Raw genomic sequence first — 16372 nt, forward strand, 5'->3', positions numbered from 1 at the left:
ATTCTAAAAGCGCGTCATTTCTTCTTCGCGGCGGACAGCTCGATGTTCACCCGGCGCTCGCCCTGCGGCGGATTCGGAAAGCCCTGCAGCGCGGCCTCGAACATCACCGGCAGGATGGTCGCGCTGACGTTGTACGGGCCATCGTTGCGGGCCCGCGTTTCGTAGACCACGCGGTTCGAGCCGATGTCGCGCAGCACGATGCTCACTTCGCGCTCGTACCAGGGGTTGGCCGCGGGCGGCATGAAGGCCGGGCCGCCGTACCAGCCGCCGCCATGCCAGCGGCGTGCATAGCCGGGATAGCCGTAGCCATAGCCCCAGGGGCCGTCGAAGAGCCACGGGTCGGCCCAGGGCGAGAGGCCGGCCGTGACGCGGGCGCCGATCTGCGCGCTGTATTGCGGCCTGGCGTCATCGCGGCGCAGGCCCACTTTCTCGAGCGCGGCGGCGGCCATGGCCTCGAGCGATTCCTGCCGGGCGGGGTCGGCCTGCTGAGACGGCAGGCGCTCGAAGCGGTAGCTGGCGCCGGGCGCCACGGTGCCCAGCGACGAGAAGCTTTTCACATCGCTGTCGACCACCCAGGAGGTGGCGCAGCCGCTCAGGGTTGCTATCAGAAGAAGAGCTGAAAACGCACGTTTCATGAGGATCTCCGGGCTCGGCGGCCCAAAATTCCCCTGGGTTGCCCGGTCAGCCCTGAAGGATGCGCAGGGCTGCAGGTGCCTGGGAGAGCAGGTCGAAGGAGGGCGTGTCGAAGGCCTTGTCGCCGTCTTCGTCGGCCACGCCGGTCGCCTTCAGACCCTTGAAGTCGTGCCGCGTTCCATCGAGCAGGTGCGAGGGCACCACGTTCTGCAGCGCGGTGAACATGTTCTCCACGCGGCCGGGGTGCTTCCTGTCCCACTCGCGCAGCATTTCGCCGACCTGCTTGCGCTGCAGGTTTTCCTGGCTGCCGCAGAGGGTGCACGGAATGATCGGGAATTCGCGGTGCTGCGCCCAGCGCACCAGGTCTTTCTCGGCCACGTAGGCGAGCGGGCGGATCACGATGTGCTTGCCGTCGTCGCTCACCAGCTTGGGCGGCATGCTCTTGAGCTTGCCCGCGAAGAACATGTTGAGGAAGAAGGTCTGCAGCATGTCGTCGCGGTGGTGGCCGAGCGCGACCTTGGTGGCGCCCAGTTCGTCCGCCACGCGGTACAGGATGCCGCGGCGCAGCCGGCTGCACAGGCCGCAGGTGGTCTTGCCCTCGGGGATCACGCGCTTGACGATGCTGTAGGTGTCCTGGTTCTCGATGTGGAAGTCCACGCCGAGCTCGCTCAGGTATTTGGGCAGCACCTCTTCGGGGAAACCGGGCTGCTTCTGGTCGAGATTGACCGCGACGATGTCGAAGTGGATCGGCGCGCGGGCCTTGAGCTTGAGCAGGATGTCCAGCATGGCGTAGCTGTCCTTCCCGCCCGAGACGCACACCATGACCTTGTCGCCCTCTTCGATCATGTTGTAGTCGACGATGGCGCGGCCGACCTCGCGGCACAGGCGCTTCTCGAGCTTGTGCGTTTCGCGCTCGATCTTCAGGGAATTGGTGGCGGTTGCGGCGCCGGCGACGGGCGCCTCGTCGATCCAGACGGCGTTCATGGGTGGGCTGCTTCGGTCAGGCAAATCGGGGGGAGGAAGGCTCGATTTTGCCTTGGTTCACCATTCCCCGGCTTCCATGCGGATAGCCACCTCGCAGTCGTCGAAGATCTCGAGCTTGGCGATCTTCACCCGCACGCCGACCACGCCGGGCAGCTGCAGCAGCCGCTGTGCGAGCTTGCCGATGAGGGTTTCGAGCAGGTTCACGTGCTCGGCGGTGCACTCGTCGATGATGATGCGGCGCACCTTGCGGTAGTCCAGCACGTGGTAGATGTCGTCGTCCTTCGGCAGCAGCGGCTGCGCGCCCAGGTGCAGCTCGGCATCGACCTGGATCGGCTGCGGCGCCGTCTTTTCCTGGTCGAGGATGCCCAGGTTGGCGTCGAAGCGCAGCCCCTGCAGGGTGAGTGTCTGGCGGCCGATCGGATTGGAAGGCATGGTGGGGCTCACATCAGCGAGAAGTCGCGGTCGAATTTCATGAGGTGCTGGCCGCCGTCCACCACGAGCGTGGTGCCGGTGATCGAGTTGTTCTCCAGCGCGAACTTCACGGTGGCCGCCACGTCGGCCGGCGTGGAAGAGCGGCCGAGCGGCGAGAGCTTGTGCAGCTTCGAGAACCTGTCTTCGTCCAGCATGTGGCTGGGCAGCGTGAGGCCGGGCGCCACGCCCACCACCCGCACGCGCGGCGCCAGTGCCAGAGCCAGCATGGGCGTGGCGGCCTCGAGCGCGGCCTTGGAGAGCGTGTAGCTCAGGAAGTCGGGGTTGGGGTTCCAGAGCTTCTGGTCGAGCAGGTGCACCACGGCGCCCTGCGCGTCGCCGCGCAGCGCCAGGTGGTCGTGCAGCGCCTGCGCCAGCAGGATGGCCGCGCCGGTGTTGCTGCGCGCATGGCGCTCCATGAGCGCGTAGCTGAAGCTCGCGGCGTCGTCGTGCTCGAAGAGCGCCGCGCTGTGGACCACCGCATCGACGCTGCCGAAGTGCGCCGCCACGCGCGGCAGCAGGGCGCGGGTGGCGCCTTCGTCGAGCAGGTCGGCCTCGAACGGCGCCGAATTGCCCGACAGGGCCGCGCAATCGGCCGCCGTTTGCTCGGCCTCGGCGCGCGAGCTGCGGTAGTGCACTGCCACCTGCCAGCCGCCCGCGGCCAGCGCCAGCGCAATCTCGCGCCCCAGCCGGCGGCCGGCACCCGTGACGAGGACGGTGCGGCGGGCGGGCGTAACAGGAGGAAGGGGCACTGTGCTCATGCGGGCAGAGAAGGGAGAATCGGCGGGTGACGACAAAAACGACGACAAACAGTTTACCCATCGCCCTCGATATCCTGATCGCCCGTTCGGTGGAACGCGCGGGCGGATGGATCGGCTTCGACCGCTTCATGGCGCTGGCCCTGTATGCGCCGGGGCTGGGCTACTACGCCAACAGCTCGGCCAAGTTCGGCCACATGCCCTCTTCGGGCAGCGACTTCGTGACGGCGCCGGAGCTCACGCCGATGTTTGGGCAGGCGCTTGCGGCGCAGGTGGCCGAGGCGCTTGAGAAGACGGGCACCGACACGGTCTGGGAGTTCGGCGCCGGCACGGGCGCGCTCGCCGTGCAGCTGCTGCATGCGCTCGACGAGATGGGCCGCGGCGACGTGCGCTACCGCATCGTCGACCTGTCCGGCACCTTGCGCGAGCGCCAGCAGCAGGCGCTGGCGCGCTACACGGACCGCGTCGAATGGCTCGGCGAACTGCCCGAGGCGATGCAGGGCGTGGTGGTCGGCAACGAGGTGCTCGATGCGATGCCGGTGCAGCTCTTGGCCCGCGTGGGCGGCCAGTGGTTCGAGCGCGGCGTGGTGCGCAATGCGCGCGCCGACGGCTGGGCCTGGGCCGACCGCGAGACCGCGCTGCGGCCGCCGTTCGAGGTGCCCGGCGAGCACGACTACCTGACCGAGATCCATCCGCAGGCCGAGGCCTTCGTCGCGACCCTGGCGGACCGCTTGAAGAAGGGGGCCGCCTTCTTCATCGACTATGGTTTTCCGGAGCGCGAGTACTACCACCCGCAGCGCCACATGGGCACCGTGATGTGCCACCGCGCGCACCAGGCCGACGGCGATCCGCTGTCGGATGTGGGCTACAAGGACATCACGGCGCACGTCAATTTCACCGGCATCGCGCTCGCGGGGCAGGAGGCCGGGCTCGAAGTGCTGGGCTACACCAGCCAGGCGCGCTTTCTGCTGAACTGCGGGCTGCTCGAACGGATGGGGCAGGGCAGCACGGCCGAAAGAGGCATGGCGGCTCGGCTCGTTCATGAGCATGAGATGGGGGAGCTGTTCAAGGTGGTGGGGTTTGCGGTGGGCGAGGGGTGGGAGGCGATGGGGTTTGCTGAGGGGGATCGGAGTCATACGCTCTGACTTGCTGTGGCTGTTTTGTTTTCCGGGGCCGGGTCTCGCCCCGGCGGGCGAGCTACTTTCTTTTGCTTCGCCAAAAGAAAGTAGCCAAAGAAAAGGCGACCCCACTGTCTGCGACCCCTTCGCTGCGCTACGGGGCAACCTGCGGTGCTCGCGTTTCGCGGGGTCTCGCAGAACTCGCTTCGCTCAAACAGCTGCGAGCCCTGATCCGCGAAACGCTGCGCTCCTCGGCGCATACAGAGGGGCTTGGGAGCCGAACGGGCCTTTGCTTCGCTCGGCCACCAAGCCACCGCGGCGCGTGGCGCCGCGGTGGTTGGAATTGGGCTGTCGGTATTGGTATTGGCTGTTGGTCTTGGGGCCGAGCGAAGCGATGGCCACCCGCTCCCAGCCCTTCTGTATGCGCCGAGGAGCGCAGATGGAGGCGGGATCAGGGCCGCAGCTGTTTGAGCGAAGCGAGTTCTGCGGACCCCCGCCGGAATCGAGCACCGCAGGTTGCCCGCAGCGAAGCGGAGGGACGCAGACAGTAGGGTCGCCTTTTCTTTGCTTACTTTCTTTTGGCGAAGCAAAAGAAAGTGAGTCGCCCGCCGGGGCGAGACCCGGCCCCGGAACTCAAAAACCCCCATAAGCAACCAACAAAGATTTCGTTGGAGAAACCCCTCACCAAAACCTACATTGGCGCAATGACCGCCCCCCAGCACTTCGAAGTGCGCCCCTTCAACGCCCCGGTAGGCGCAGAAATCGTCGGCCTCGACATCTCGAAGCCCATCAACGACGAAGACTTCGCGCGCATCCACCGCGCCCACCTGGACCACCACGTGCTGGTGTTCCGCAATCAGCAGATCACCCCGGCCGAGCACATTGCCTTCAGCCGCCGCTTCGGTCCGCTCGAGATCCATGTGCTGCACCAGTTCCACCTGAAGAACCATCCCGAGATCCTGATCGTCTCCAACATCAAGGAAAACGGCGAGCCCATCGGCCTGGGCGACGCTGGCGTCTACTGGCATTCGGACATCTCGTACAAGCCTCAGCCCAGCCTGGGCTCGCTGCTGCATGCGCAGGAGCTGCCGAGCGAAGGCGGGGATACGCTCTTTGCCGACCAGCACCTTGCGTGGGAGACGCTCTCCCCCGAACTGCAGCAGCGCATCCTGCCGCTCAAGGCCGAGCACAGCTACCTCGCCAAGTACGAGGAACTGCGCGCGAAGAACCCGTGGCGGCCCAAGCTCTCGCAGGCGCAGATCGACCAGGTCGCGCCCGCCGTGCAGCCGGTGGTGCGCACGCATCCCGAAACCGGCCGCAAGGCGCTGTTCGTCAGCGAGCATTTCACGACGCGCATCGTCGGCCTGCCGCAGCAGGAGAGCGATGCGCTGCTGGCCGAACTGTTCGCGCACAGCGTGAAGCCGCAGTTCGTGTATCGCCATCCATGGGCGCCGCACGACCTGGTGTTCTGGGACAACCGCTCGCTGATGCACCTGGCTGCCGGCACGCCGGACCATCTGCGGCGCCGCCTGAACCGCACCACCATCGTGGGCGACACGCCCTTCTGACTGCTTCTAGCCCCGATGCAGCCGGGTCAGCCGGATACGGGCTTGCCGCCACCACCCTGGCGCAGCGCGCGCAATTCGGCGTTGAGAAACTCGTTGGCGTCCCGCATCGAGCCGTTGGCCATCTTGACCTTGTAGGGCTTGCCCGTCACCTCCGAGCGGGAGGCGCAGCGGTCGATGAAGTCTTCCGCCGTGGCGATGTCGTCTTTGAAGTGGTCGAACTTGGCCTGCATGTGCTTGGCGGCGTCGGCGGCGTTGTGCTCATTGCCGTTGCGCATGAAGGTCATCGTCGTCATCTTCGAGACGCGCAGGATCAGCGTGTCGATGAGCTTTTGCTCCGACGCGGAAGGGGTGGCCTGGGCCACTGCGGCTGCAAGGCCGAGCACAAGCGCCAGCAGGGCGCGGCGCAGAAGTTGAAATGAAGCCATGTTGTCGATGTGGCAATTTCCGGACCATGCTAGGACGGTGGCCCCATGCGTGTCAAACCGGGCCCGGCTCGGGTCTAATCGCAGGTTTTGGCACGCTTGGTTTCCCATGAGCTCTTCCGCCCCCGATCTGCTGTCGATCGCGCATTTTCTGGCCGATGCCGCCGCCGCGCAGTCGATGCGCCATTTCCGCACGCCGCTGGACATCATCACCAAGGCCGACGAGAGCCCGGTGACGCTGGCGGACCGCGCCGCCGAAACGGCCATGCGCGAGATCCTTGCCGTGCGCGCCGCGGCGGACGGCATCTTCGGCGAGGAGCACGGCCTCGAGCGGCTCGACGCCGAGCGCATCTGGGTGCTCGACCCGATCGACGGCACGCGCAGCTTCATCACCGGATCGCCGCTCTGGGGCACGCTGATCGGCGTGCTGCAAGGCGCGCGCGTGGTGCTGGGCATGATCGACATGCCGGTGCTCAAGGAGCGCTGGATCGGCCAGGCCGGCCTGGGCGCGACGCGCGACGGCCAGCCGGTGCACGCCAGCAGCTGTACCGACGTCGTCAAGGCCCGCATCGTCACCACCTCGCCCGACATCTTTGCGCCCACCGACTGGCAGGCCTTCGACCGGCTGAGCCGGCAGTGCGCGATGCGGCGCTTCGGCGGCGACTGCTACGGCTATGCGCAGCTCGCGGGCGGCACCATCGACCTCGTGGTGGAAACCGGCCTGCAGCCCTACGACTACCTGGGCCCAGCCGGCGTGATCGAGGCCGCGGGCGGCGTCATCACCGATTGGCACGGCCAGCCGCTGGGGCTGGAATCCGACGGCAGGGTGATTGCGGCCGCAACGCCCGAACTTCACCGACAAGCCATGGCCGTCCTTGCGGCCTAGACTGTCCCCATGATCCGCTGGCTGATCGTCGTCGTCCTTGCCCTGGTGCTCATGAGCGGCCTCACGGCCTGGCTGCGCCGGTTCGGCTTCGGGCGGCTGCCTGGCGATTTCGAATTCCGCGCCTTCGGCCGCGAATGGCAGCTGCCGATCTCGAGCACCCTGGTGCTCAGCATGATCGCGGCGCTGGTGGCGCGCTTCATCTAGCGCCGTTGATGATGAACCCAGACACCCCAGAGAGAAGAACCACGCGATGAGAGCCTGCGTTGACATCGGCGGCACCAAGGTGGCCGTGAGCCTTTCCCCTTCGAGCGATGCGCCGCTGGTCGGCCGCCGCAGCGAGCCGACCGCCAAGACCGGCGACAACGATGCCGTGGCGGTGCAGATCATGCGCATGATCGACGAGGTCTGCGCCGAGCAGGGCATCGCGCCGGCCGACATCGACCGCGTGGGCGTCTCGTCCACCGGTCCCTTCGAGCTGCGCGACGGCATGGTGGAACTGGCCACGCCCAATATCTGCGGCGGCATTGCCGGACCGGCGCGCGGCCTGCCCAACAACTGGATGACGGCGATCATCGAAGCCCCGCTGGCCCGGCGCTTCAGCCGCGTGCGGGTCGAGAACGACGCCGTGGCCGCGCTCGAGGCCGAGCGCCACTGGGGCGCGCTGCAGGGCATGGACCACTGCGCCTACGTCACCTGGAGCACCGGCGTGGGCGTGGGCCTGTGCGTGGACGGCCGCGCACTGCGCGGCAAGAACGGCAATGCCGGCCATGCGGGCCACAGCTTCGTGGCGGACGACGCCAGCGGCGCGCTCTGCGGCTGCGGCAACCTCGGCGACGTGGAGGCGCTGGTGGCGGGCAACTCCATTGCGCGCCGCTTCGGGCAGCCCGCGCCCGACCTGTTCGCGGCCGCCTCGGGCGGTGAACCGCATGCCATCGAGGTCGTCGATGCGCTGTGCCGCGTGATGGGTCGGATGATCTACAACCTGGTTGCCACGCTCGACCTCCAGCGCATCAGCCTGGGCGGCAGCGTGTTCTGGCACCACCGCGACTTTCTGCTGCCACGGCTGCAGGCACAGGTCGACGGCAAGCTCAAGCCGCTCACGCGCGGCGTGCTGCTGGTGCCCGCCGGGCTCGGCGAAAAGGTCGGCGACTACGCGGCCCTGGCACTGCTCGACTGAAGCCGGCGCGCCTCGGGCGGCTGGATGGGGGCCGGGGGCGATGCCGGCCGCATGGGCAGGGGCGCCGCAGCCGCGCCGGCGCTGCGGCTCATCAGCGTCTCGATGATCTGGCCCAGGCGGCGCAGGCCCGTGTCGACCGCCTCGCCATACGGCCAGCCGCAATTGATGCGCAGGTAGTGATCGAAGCGCGAGGAGTTGGAGAACAGCGTGCCGGGCGCCACCACGATGCGCTCCGCGAGCGCCGCATCGAAGACCCGCGACGACGACAGGCGCTCGGGCAGCTCGACCCACAGCTGCAGCCCGCCAGGCGGCAGGTTGATGCGCGTGCCGGCCGGAAAGTAGCCGGCGATCGCATCGGCAGTCTGCTCGCGCTGCGTCTTCAGGCAGCTGCGCAGATGGCGCAGGTGGCGGTCGTAGGCGCCGGTGGCCATGAACAGGCCGGCCCCGCTTTGCGAGAGGCCTTCGTTGTTGCGGGTCTGCGCGTACTTGAGCATCTCCACCCGCGCGTGCCAGCGTCCGGCCGTGATCCAGCCCAGGCGCAGGCCGGGCGCGAGGATCTTGTGCAGCGAGGCGCAATGGATCACGTTGCCGCCGGTGTCCCAGGACTTGAGCGCGCGCGGCGGCGTCGGGGCGTCGACGAGCTCGCTGTAGGTGTCGTCCTCGATCAGCGGAATCGCGTGCCGTTCGCACAGCTGCGCGAGCCGCGCCTTGTGGGCATCGGGCATCACGCTGCCCAGCGGGTTCTGCAGGTGCGGCACCACCACCACGGCCTTGATGTTGTCGTAGGTGCGGATCGCGAGCTCCAGCGCCTCGATCGAGAGGCCGGTCTGCGGGCTGGTCGGGATCTCCAGCGCGCGCATGCCCAGGCTCTCGAGCACCTGCAGCAGGCCGTAGAAGGTGGGCGACTCCACCGCCACCGTGTCGCCCGGCTGCGCCACGGCACGCAGCGCGAGGTTGAGCGCCTCGATGCAGCCGTTGGTGACGAGGATGTCTTCCGGCGAGATCGCCATGCCCACGCGCAGGCTGCGCTGCGCGAGCACCTCCCGGAACTGGCGGTGGCCCTTGAGCGGCGCCGCGACCGTCAGCATGTCGGGCTGCTGGCGCAGCATGCGCGTCATCGCATTGCGCAGCGCCTCGGCCGGATACAGCTCGGGTGCGCCGCGCGCGATGGAAAAGTTGAGCTTCTCGGGAAGCTGCCGGCGGCGCGCCACGAAGTCCGACACCTTGGCGTGGATGCCCACGTACTGCGCCGGGTCGGGCGGCACGCCGGCCGGGGGCTCCTCCATCGGCGCGATGGCAAGGCGCCGCGGCCGGCGCACGAAGTAGCCCGAGCGGTCGCGCGCCTCGACCCAGCCGTCGCTTTCCATCGTGCGGCACAGCTGCAGCGCGGTCGACAGGCTGATGCCGTGCAGGCGCATGAGGCTGCGCAGCGAAGGCAGCTTGTCGCCCTGCTTGAGCGAGCCGGTGTGGATCGCGTCCACGTAGTGCGCTGAGAGCTGGCGGTAGAGCGGTAGCGAATCCATGGCCTCGATGCTCCCCCTGTCGCGCATCCAAAAACAGATGCAGTTGCGAAGGAAAACGACCATAACAGATGCGCCGCGGCCACCGCTGTTCCGGTGCGAATCGCCTGGGCGTGTGCCTGTTTTCCGGGCGCCCGAATTCCTACGATGAGCGCACCCACTCCAGAAGGCGCGCCATGTCCCCCACCACTCTCGACCGACTGCCCGATACCGTCGTCCTGCAACCGGGCGAGGCCCTGCGCGCGGCGCTCGACCCCGCCACCTGGCTCGAGATGCTGGAGGGCCGTGCGCTGCTCGTGTCGCCGCCCTCGTGGTTCGGCGACACCGTGTTCACCGCGAAGACCGTGCTGAACGAGGGCGACGTGCACCGGCTGGAACGCGGCGGCTGGATCGAGCTGTCGGCGCTGGCGCCGGTGCGGCTGCGCGTGCATGCGCCGCCGCAGCAGCAGGCACCTGCGGCCCGGCCCGCCGAGCCCCGGCCCGTGATGCGGCTGGTGCGGCTTCTGACCGGAAGCTAGGCCACGGTTCTATTCACCGCTGGCTCGCGGCGTGGCGCAGCGCCTCGAGGAAGCTGCGCCGCCACCAGTGGATGTCCTGCTCGCGGATGCGCGACAGCAGCTTCTGGTGCCGCTCGCGCCGCTCCTCGAGTGGCATCTGCAGCGCCTGCTGCACCGTTTCGGCCGTGCCGTGCGTGTCGTAGGGATTCACCAGCAGCGCTTCCTTCAGCTGCTCGGCCGCGCCGGCAAAGCGCGACAGCACCAGCACGCCCGGATCGGCCGGGTCCTGCGCCGCGATGTATTCCTTGGCGACCAGGTTCATGCCGTCGCGCAGCGGCGTCACCAGCCCGACCGCGGCCGCGCGGCACAGCCCCGGCACGCGCTTGCGCGCCACCATGCGGTGGATGTAGCGCACCGGCATCCAGTCGAGCTCGCCGTAGTCGCCGTTGATGGCGCCGCACAGCGATTCGAGCTCGCGTCGGATGTCGCCGTAGGCATCGACCGTCTCGCGCGTGGGCGAGGCGATCTGGATCAGCGTGGCGCTGCGGCGGTTCTCGGGATAGTTGGCAAGCAGCTCGCGGAAGGCGCGCACGCGCTGTGGAATGCCCTTGGAGTAGTCGAGCCGGTCGATGCCCAGCAGCAGCCGGCGCTGCGAATATTCGCGCTTCATGGTCTCGAACATGTCGCGCGACTCCTTCGCGTGCGTGAGCGCTGCGAATTCGTCGACGTCGATGCCGATCGGGAAGGCGCTGCAGCGTACCGTCTGGCCGTAGGCGCGGTACATCTCGTCGCCCAGGTATTCGCCGTGCGCCTCGTTGCGCACGTAGTGCTCGAAATGCTGCACGTCCTGCTGCGCCTGGAAGCCGATCAGGTCGTAGGCGAACAGCGAGCGCATGAGCCATTCGTGCTGCGGAACGGCCGCGATGATGATCTGCGGCGGCAGCGGAATGTGCAGGAAGAAGCCGATGCGCTGCCTGCAGCCCATGGCGCGCAGCTCGGCCGCGAGCGGCATCAGGTGGTAGTCGTGGATCCAGATGATGTCGTCGTCCTTCAGCATCGGCTTGAGCTTGCGCGCGAACAGCTGGTTCACGCGCCGGTAGCCGCCGATGAAGCCGGCTTCGAAGTGGGCGAGGTCGAGGCGGTTGTGGAACACCGGCCACAGCACGTCGTTGCTGTAGCCCAGGTAGTAGCTGTCGTGGTCCTCGCGGCTCAGGTCGATGGTGGCGAGCGTGACCTTGCCGGCCTGCAGCATGTGCAGCTCGCCTTCGCCCGTGGGACCGTTCTCGACGATCTGGCCGCTCCAGCCGAACCACATGCCGCCGCTTTGCTGCAGGCTTTCGCCGAGCGCCACGGCCAGGCCGCCCGCGGCGGGCTTGCGCGGATCGGCGACGCGGTTGGAGATGACGACGAGCCGGCTCATATGCACGAATCCCAAGGCGCCGACAGCCGCACAGCGGCATTGATGATGCCGACCATGGAGTAGGTCTGCGGGAAGTTGCCCCACATCTCGCCCGTGACCGGATGCGTGTCTTCCGACAGCAGGCCGAGCGGGTTGCGCGCCGCCAGCATGGTCTCGAAGATCTGGCGCGCCTCGGCCTTGCGGCCGATCTTGGCGAGCGCGTCGATGCGCCAGAAGGTGCAGATGTTGAAGGCGGTCTCGGGCTTGCCGAAGTCGTCGGCCGCCTCGTAGCGGCGCATGTAGGGGCCGTCGCAGAGCGACTTCTCCATGGCGTCCACCGTGGAGATGAAGCGCGGGTCGCGCGCGTCGATCAGCCCCACCTCCACCATCAGCAGGATGCTGGCATCGAGCTCGTGGCCGCCGAAGCTCTCGGCAAAGGCCTGGCGCTCCTCGCACCAGGACTTGGCCAGAATCTCTTCTTTCATGCGCGCGGCGTGGCCGTGCCAGTAGGCGGCGCGTTCGGGCAGCGCCAGCGCGCGCGCGATCTTGGCGAGCCGGTCGCAGGCGGCCCAGCTCATGAGCGCGGAACTGGTGTGCACGCGGGCGCGGGTGCGCAGCTCCCACATGCCGGCGTCGGGCGTGCCGTAGACGCGGATCGCTTGCTCCCCCACGGCTTCGAGGTGCGGAAACTCGGCCGCACCCGCGCGGCTCAGCAGCCGGTGGTCGTGGAAGGCCTGCGCCGCGCCGAGCACGATGTTGCCGTAGACGTCGTGCTGGAAGTGCTCCTGCGCCTGGTTGCCCACGCGCACCGGTCCCATGCCGCGGTAGCCCGCGAGGTTCTCGACCATCGACTCGGGCAGCTCGCGCTCCAGCCCGATGCCGTACAGCGGCTGGATGTGCTCGCCGTGCGAGCCGATCACCACGTTGCCGAGCCAGCGCAGGTAGTCTTCCATGGTGCCCACCTCGCTCAGCGAATTGAGCGCGCGCACCACGAAGAAGGCATCGCGCAGCCAGCAGTAGCGGTAGTCCCAGTTGCGCTGGCTGCCCGGCGCCTCGGGAATGCTGGTGGTCATGGCGGCGACGATGGCGCCGGTGTCCTCGTAGAGCGAGAGCTTGAGCGTGATGGCCGCGCGGATCACCGCGTCCTGGTATTCGAACGGAATCGCGAGCCGCTTGCTCCAGGTGCGCCAGTAGGCGATGGTTTCCTGCTCGAAGCTGCGCGCGGTGTCGGCAATGCCGTCGAGCAGGGTTTCGTCGACGCCGAACATGAAGTTGTACTCGCGCGAGAGCACGAAGGGCTGGCGCGAAAGGATGTGCGAGATCGATGCGTCGGTGTTGAGCCGCAGCGTCACGTCGGGCCCCACGTAGCGGATATGGTTGCTGCCGCGCGTGACCTCCAGCGGCCCCGAGGCGCCCCACTGGAAGCGCGGGTCGAGCGCCACCCGGACGCGCGGTGCGCCGGCAATCGGCCGCACGCGGCGCACCATCATCAGCGGGCGGAAGTAGCGCGAGCGGCTGTAGAAGCGCGGCGCGAAGTCGGTGATCTCGATGCCCTGGCCGGCGCTGTCGAACAGCTGCGTGCGCAGCACCGCGGTATTGGGCTCGTACCACTGCTTGCTGGAGGCGAAGTCCTCGATCTCGATGGCCCAGGCGCCGGCCTCCTCGCCCGGGTGCAGCAGCGCATTGAAGACCGGATCGCCGTCGAAGCGCGGCAGGCAGCACCACACGGCGCGCCCGCGTGCATCGATGAGCGCGCTGTAGGCGCAGTTGCCGATCACGCCCACGTTGAGCGAAGGCTCGGCCGGCGGCCCGAAGCCGCGCGGCGCACCGGAAGCTGCAACGCGCGGGTCGACCGGCGCGTGGTCGGCGGGCCCGGCCGCGCCGGAAATGGAAATGCCCGCGCGATCCTCGGGTGCCTTCGACAATTGCAGCTCGCTCATCCATCGCTCCTCGGGGATTCGTTTTTCTTGCGGGCCGGCGCGGCCAGCTGGTCGCGCAGCTGCACCAGCCATTCGAAGACCGCGCGCGGCGATTCGAGCCGGTGCAGCGCGAGGCTCGGTCCCGAGCCGACCTTGATGCCGATGCCGCCGCGCGGCTGCACCACCGCGAAGCCGCTCTCGTCGGTGGTGTCGTCGCCGGCAAAGACCGGCAGGCGCCCCGCGAACGGCGCTTCCGTCATGAAGGCCTCGATGGCAATGCCCTTGTTGACCCCGGTGGGCTTGACCTCGAACACGAACTTGCCGTGCAGCAGCTCGAGCAGCGGCCGGCCCGCAATGGCGCGCGACATGGCATCGCGGCACACGGCCTCCAGCTGCGGTGCGAGCCGGTAGTGCAGCGCGATGGCCGCGTGCTTGCGCTCGACCAGCAGGCCTTCATGCACGCGGGCGAGTTCGTTGGCGATGTCCAGGATGGGCGCGAGGTCGGGCGCATGCTGCTCCTGCATGCGGCCCTGCGAGTCGCGCCGCTGCACGCCGTGCTCGCCCGCGGCGGGCAGGCGCAGCGGCGCGAGGAAGCGGTCGATGGCATCGATCTGGCGGCCCGACACCACGGCCAGCGCGCCGCCGAGCTGGTCGCGCAGGTCTTCGAGCAGGCCCGCCAGGGCGGGAGGAATCTCGATCGCCTCGGGGGTGGCTGCGAGCGCGACCAGCGTGCCGTCGAAGTCGAGAAAGAGGGCGGTATCCCGGCCCAACGGGGGCGGCAACTGGGAGGACATTGGCATCGGTGAAAACCATAACACGGGCCTGGCATTTCCCGTGTCGGCCAAAGTCGGACGTCTGCGGCGGCGGCGTCAGCCCAGCGAGGCTGCCACGGCCTCCACGCGTGCGCGGTGGATCGCCTCGCCGATCTGCGGCCCGGCGGCGCCGGATTGCTGCGCCGCGCGCACCACGGCATCGGTGGGCACGCCCGCCGCGGTGGCGAGCACGGCAAGCAGCCGCTCGCGCTGCGGATAGGGCCGGTCCTCGAAGCCGAGCCGGCCGCGGGCGTCGCACTCGCAGGCCAGCAGCACGTCGGCAAAGCGCGCCGGCTTGCGAAACGCGTCGCAGCGCTCCAGCAGGCGCACCAGCGCCGCCGCCGCGAGCTCGCCGCTGCGGTGGATGTTGCCGTGCTCGCGCGCCACCACCTCGGCGAGCTCGCGGATATCGACCGGCACGCGCCAGCGGTCACACACCGCGTGCAGCAGCTCGGCGCTGCGCTTCTCGTGGCCGATGTGGCGCGGTAGCAGATGGGGCTCGGTCGTGCCCTTGCCGAGGTCGTGCATCAGGCAGGCAAAGCGCACCGGCAGCGAAGCCTCGAGCCTGGCGCTGGTGTCGATGACCATCATCAGGTGCAGGCCGCTGTCCACTTCGGGGTGATGGGTCTCGGGCTGCGGCACGCCCCAGAGCCGGTCGACCTCGGGCAGCAGCACCGCCAGCGCGCCGCAGGCGCGCAGCACCTCGAACATGCGCGACGGGCGGGTTTCCATCAGCCCGCGCGAGAGCTCCTGCCAGACGCGCTCGGGCACCAGCGCATCGGCTTCGCCGGCTTCGACCATCTCGCGCATCAGGGCCATGGTTTCGGGCGCGACCGAGAAGTCGTCGAAGCGCGCCGCAAAGCGCGCCACCCGCAGGATGCGCACCGGGTCTTCGCGAAAGGCGTCGGTGACGTGGCGCAGCAGCTTTTGCTCGAGGTCGCGCCGGCCGTGGAAGGGGTCGGCGAGCTTGTCGGCGTCGGGCTCGAAGCGGCCGTCGGCGTCCACGAACTCCGCGGGCAGCGCGATGGCGTTGACCGTGAGGTCGCGCCGCGCCAGGTCCTGCTCGAGGGTGACGTCGGGCGAGGCGTGCACGGTGAAGCCGCGGTAGCCCGGCGCGCTCTTGCGTTCGGTGCGGGCCAGCGCGTATTCCTCGCGGGTCTGCGGATGCAGGAACACCGGAAAGTCGCGCCCCACGGGCAGGTAGCCGCGCGCCGCCATTTCCTCGGGCGTGGCGCCCACCACCAACCAGTCGTGGTCCGACACCGGCCGCCCCAGCAGCCGGTCACGCAGCGCGCCGCCGACGAGATAGGTTTTCATGCGCCCAGTGTAGGGATTACTCCAGATGGAAAAAATAGAACGACCGTTCGACAATTTCCTGGCAAATCGCACGATCGTTCGCCGATTTGCCGGAAAAGTAGCCGCTGTCGCAGTGGAGGCCGCGTGCTGCAGATTTTTAAACCAAAAGGAGTAATCACGTCATGAAGAAAACAATGCTTGCGCTGACGGCAGTGGGCGCGCTGGCGTCCGGAAGCGCCTGGGCGCAGAGCGCTGGAGACTGGGTGGTCGGCGCGGGCTGGCTTCATCTGGCGCCGCAGGACTCGAGCAAGCCGCTCACGCTGACGGCGCCGGTGCGCAGCGTGATGACGGGGTCGGGCGCATCGATCAACGATTCGGACACGCTGGGCCTGAGCGCCGTCTATTTCATCGACAGCCACTGGGCCGTCGAAGGGGTGCTCGGCATTCCGCCGAAGTTCAAGCTCGACGGCACCGGCACCCTGGGCCGCGTGGGCGAACTGGGCGAAGCGCGCCAATGGAGCCCCACCATCCTCGGCAAGTATTACTTCAACGAGGGCAACGCCGCCTTTCGTCCGTTCGTGGGCCTGGGCGCGACCTACGTCTGGTACAGCGACATCGAGCTGACGCCGGGGCTGCAGGGTGCGCTGGGCAGCCAGCTGCGCCAGCGGCCGCTCTCCACCTCGACCACCGCCAAGCTCGACAGCTCGTTCGCGCCCGTGCTCAACGCCGGCGTGTCCTACCAGATCGACAAGCACTGGGGGGTCTCGTTCTCGGTTTCCTACATTCCGCTGAAGACCAAGGCCAAGCTCACGACCACGACGCTCACCGGGCTGCCGATCGCCACCAGCGAGGCCAGGCTCAAGCTGAACCCGATCGTGACCTACCTCTCGGCGACCTACCGCTTCTGAGGCGGCG

The 16372-nt window shown here is 68.4% G+C and carries 17 protein-coding genes; 7 read left to right on the forward strand and 10 right to left on the reverse strand.

From position 1 onward, the window contains the following. Nucleotides 1-14 precede the first annotated feature (14 nt). The 4 genes from RZE77_RS04510 to RZE77_RS04525 are packed head-to-tail and all read right to left on the reverse strand — an operon-like array spanning nucleotide 15 to nucleotide 2846. Complete coding sequence (locus RZE77_RS04510; RefSeq protein WP_319440870.1) at nucleotides 15-635, reverse strand: DUF4136 domain-containing protein; 621 nt, start codon at nucleotides 633-635, stop codon at nucleotides 15-17. 46 nt (nucleotides 636-681) lie between these two features. Continuing rightward, the gene (ttcA, locus tag RZE77_RS04515) at nucleotides 682-1617 is read right to left on the reverse strand and encodes a tRNA 2-thiocytidine(32) synthetase TtcA (protein ID WP_319440871.1); all 936 of its coding nucleotides are present in this window, start codon (nucleotides 1615-1617) and stop codon (nucleotides 682-684) included. A gap of 57 nt (nucleotides 1618-1674) precedes the next feature. Next, the gene (locus RZE77_RS04520; RefSeq protein WP_012746124.1) at nucleotides 1675-2049 is read right to left on the reverse strand and encodes a dihydroneopterin aldolase; all 375 of its coding nucleotides are present in this window, start codon (nucleotides 2047-2049) and stop codon (nucleotides 1675-1677) included. Between the two features lie 8 nt (nucleotides 2050-2057). Further along, on the reverse strand, nucleotides 2058-2846 hold the full coding sequence (locus RZE77_RS04525) for an SDR family oxidoreductase (protein ID WP_319440872.1): 789 nt from the start codon (nucleotides 2844-2846) through the stop codon (nucleotides 2058-2060). A gap of 26 nt (nucleotides 2847-2872) precedes the next feature. Between RZE77_RS04525 and RZE77_RS04530 the strand changes: the two genes are divergently transcribed. Further along, on the forward strand, nucleotides 2873-3988 hold the full coding sequence (locus RZE77_RS04530) for a class I SAM-dependent methyltransferase (protein ID WP_319440873.1): 1116 nt from the start codon (nucleotides 2873-2875) through the stop codon (nucleotides 3986-3988). Nucleotides 3989-4665: 677 nt separating this feature from the next. Further along, the gene (locus tag RZE77_RS04535) at nucleotides 4666-5529 is read left to right on the forward strand and encodes a TauD/TfdA dioxygenase family protein (RefSeq protein WP_319440874.1); all 864 of its coding nucleotides are present in this window, start codon (nucleotides 4666-4668) and stop codon (nucleotides 5527-5529) included. 26 nt (nucleotides 5530-5555) lie between these two features. Here RZE77_RS04535 and RZE77_RS04540 read toward each other — a convergent pair whose 3' ends face one another. Then, nucleotides 5556-5954 carry a DUF5329 family protein gene (locus RZE77_RS04540; RefSeq protein WP_319440875.1) on the reverse strand — a complete coding sequence of 133 codons (399 nt, stop codon included), beginning with the start codon at nucleotides 5952-5954 and terminating at the stop codon, nucleotides 5556-5558. A gap of 106 nt (nucleotides 5955-6060) precedes the next feature. On the opposite strand from RZE77_RS04540, the gene RZE77_RS04545 reads away from it, so the two are divergent. Genes RZE77_RS04545 through RZE77_RS04555 form a run of 3 tightly spaced genes read left to right on the forward strand, consistent with a single transcriptional unit; the run spans nucleotide 6061 to nucleotide 8014 of the window. Then, nucleotides 6061-6837, forward strand: coding sequence for an inositol monophosphatase family protein (locus RZE77_RS04545; protein ID WP_319440876.1), 777 nt, complete (start codon nucleotides 6061-6063; stop codon nucleotides 6835-6837). Between the two features lie 9 nt (nucleotides 6838-6846). Continuing rightward, a complete protein-coding gene (locus RZE77_RS04550; RefSeq protein ID WP_281147626.1) occupies nucleotides 6847-7041 on the forward strand; it encodes a DUF2905 domain-containing protein in 195 nt (64 codons plus the stop codon). A gap of 46 nt (nucleotides 7042-7087) precedes the next feature. Then, on the forward strand, nucleotides 7088-8014 hold the full coding sequence (locus RZE77_RS04555; RefSeq protein WP_319440877.1) for an ROK family protein: 927 nt from the start codon (nucleotides 7088-7090) through the stop codon (nucleotides 8012-8014). Here RZE77_RS04555 and RZE77_RS04560 read toward each other — a convergent pair. Continuing rightward, nucleotides 7987-9537 carry an aminotransferase-like domain-containing protein gene (locus tag RZE77_RS04560; protein WP_319440878.1) on the reverse strand — a complete coding sequence of 517 codons (1551 nt, stop codon included), beginning with the start codon at nucleotides 9535-9537 and terminating at the stop codon, nucleotides 7987-7989. The genes RZE77_RS04555 and RZE77_RS04560 overlap by 28 nt on opposite strands. Before the next feature lie 173 nt (nucleotides 9538-9710). Between RZE77_RS04560 and RZE77_RS04565 the strand changes: the two genes are divergently transcribed. Further along, the gene (locus RZE77_RS04565) at nucleotides 9711-10052 is read left to right on the forward strand and encodes a hypothetical protein (RefSeq protein WP_319440879.1); all 342 of its coding nucleotides are present in this window, start codon (nucleotides 9711-9713) and stop codon (nucleotides 10050-10052) included. 13 nt (nucleotides 10053-10065) lie between these two features. Here the strand turns inward: RZE77_RS04565 and otsA are convergent, their stop codons facing one another. The 4 genes from otsA to RZE77_RS04585 all read right to left on the reverse strand — a co-directional run bounded on the left by otsA (nucleotide 10066) and on the right by RZE77_RS04585 (nucleotide 15478). Continuing rightward, the gene (gene otsA, locus RZE77_RS04570; RefSeq protein ID WP_319440880.1) at nucleotides 10066-11451 is read right to left on the reverse strand and encodes an alpha,alpha-trehalose-phosphate synthase (UDP-forming); all 1386 of its coding nucleotides are present in this window, start codon (nucleotides 11449-11451) and stop codon (nucleotides 10066-10068) included. Further along, on the reverse strand, nucleotides 11448-13370 hold the full coding sequence (locus tag RZE77_RS04575) for a glycoside hydrolase family 15 protein (RefSeq protein ID WP_319440881.1): 1923 nt from the start codon (nucleotides 13368-13370) through the stop codon (nucleotides 11448-11450). The genes otsA and RZE77_RS04575 overlap by 4 nt, the downstream gene beginning before the upstream one ends. Next, nucleotides 13367-14143 (reverse strand): trehalose-phosphatase, encoded by a 777-nt coding sequence (gene otsB, locus RZE77_RS04580; protein WP_405547582.1) that lies wholly within the window; start codon nucleotides 14141-14143, stop codon nucleotides 13367-13369. Before otsB ends, RZE77_RS04575 begins: the two co-directional genes overlap by 4 nt. A 75-nt stretch (nucleotides 14144-14218) precedes the next feature. Beyond that, nucleotides 14219-15478, reverse strand: coding sequence for a multifunctional CCA addition/repair protein (locus tag RZE77_RS04585; RefSeq protein WP_319440883.1), 1260 nt, complete (start codon nucleotides 15476-15478; stop codon nucleotides 14219-14221). Between the two features lie 161 nt (nucleotides 15479-15639). On the opposite strand from RZE77_RS04585, the gene RZE77_RS04590 reads away from it, so the two are divergent. After that, on the forward strand, nucleotides 15640-16365 hold the full coding sequence (locus tag RZE77_RS04590; RefSeq protein WP_319440884.1) for an OmpW/AlkL family protein: 726 nt from the start codon (nucleotides 15640-15642) through the stop codon (nucleotides 16363-16365). Nucleotides 16366-16372: the final 7 nt, after the last annotated feature.

Origin of the sequence: Variovorax sp. SPNA7 (genome assembly GCF_033807855.1) — a bacterium.
Taxonomy (GTDB): domain Bacteria; phylum Pseudomonadota; class Gammaproteobacteria; order Burkholderiales; family Burkholderiaceae_C; genus Variovorax; species Variovorax beijingensis.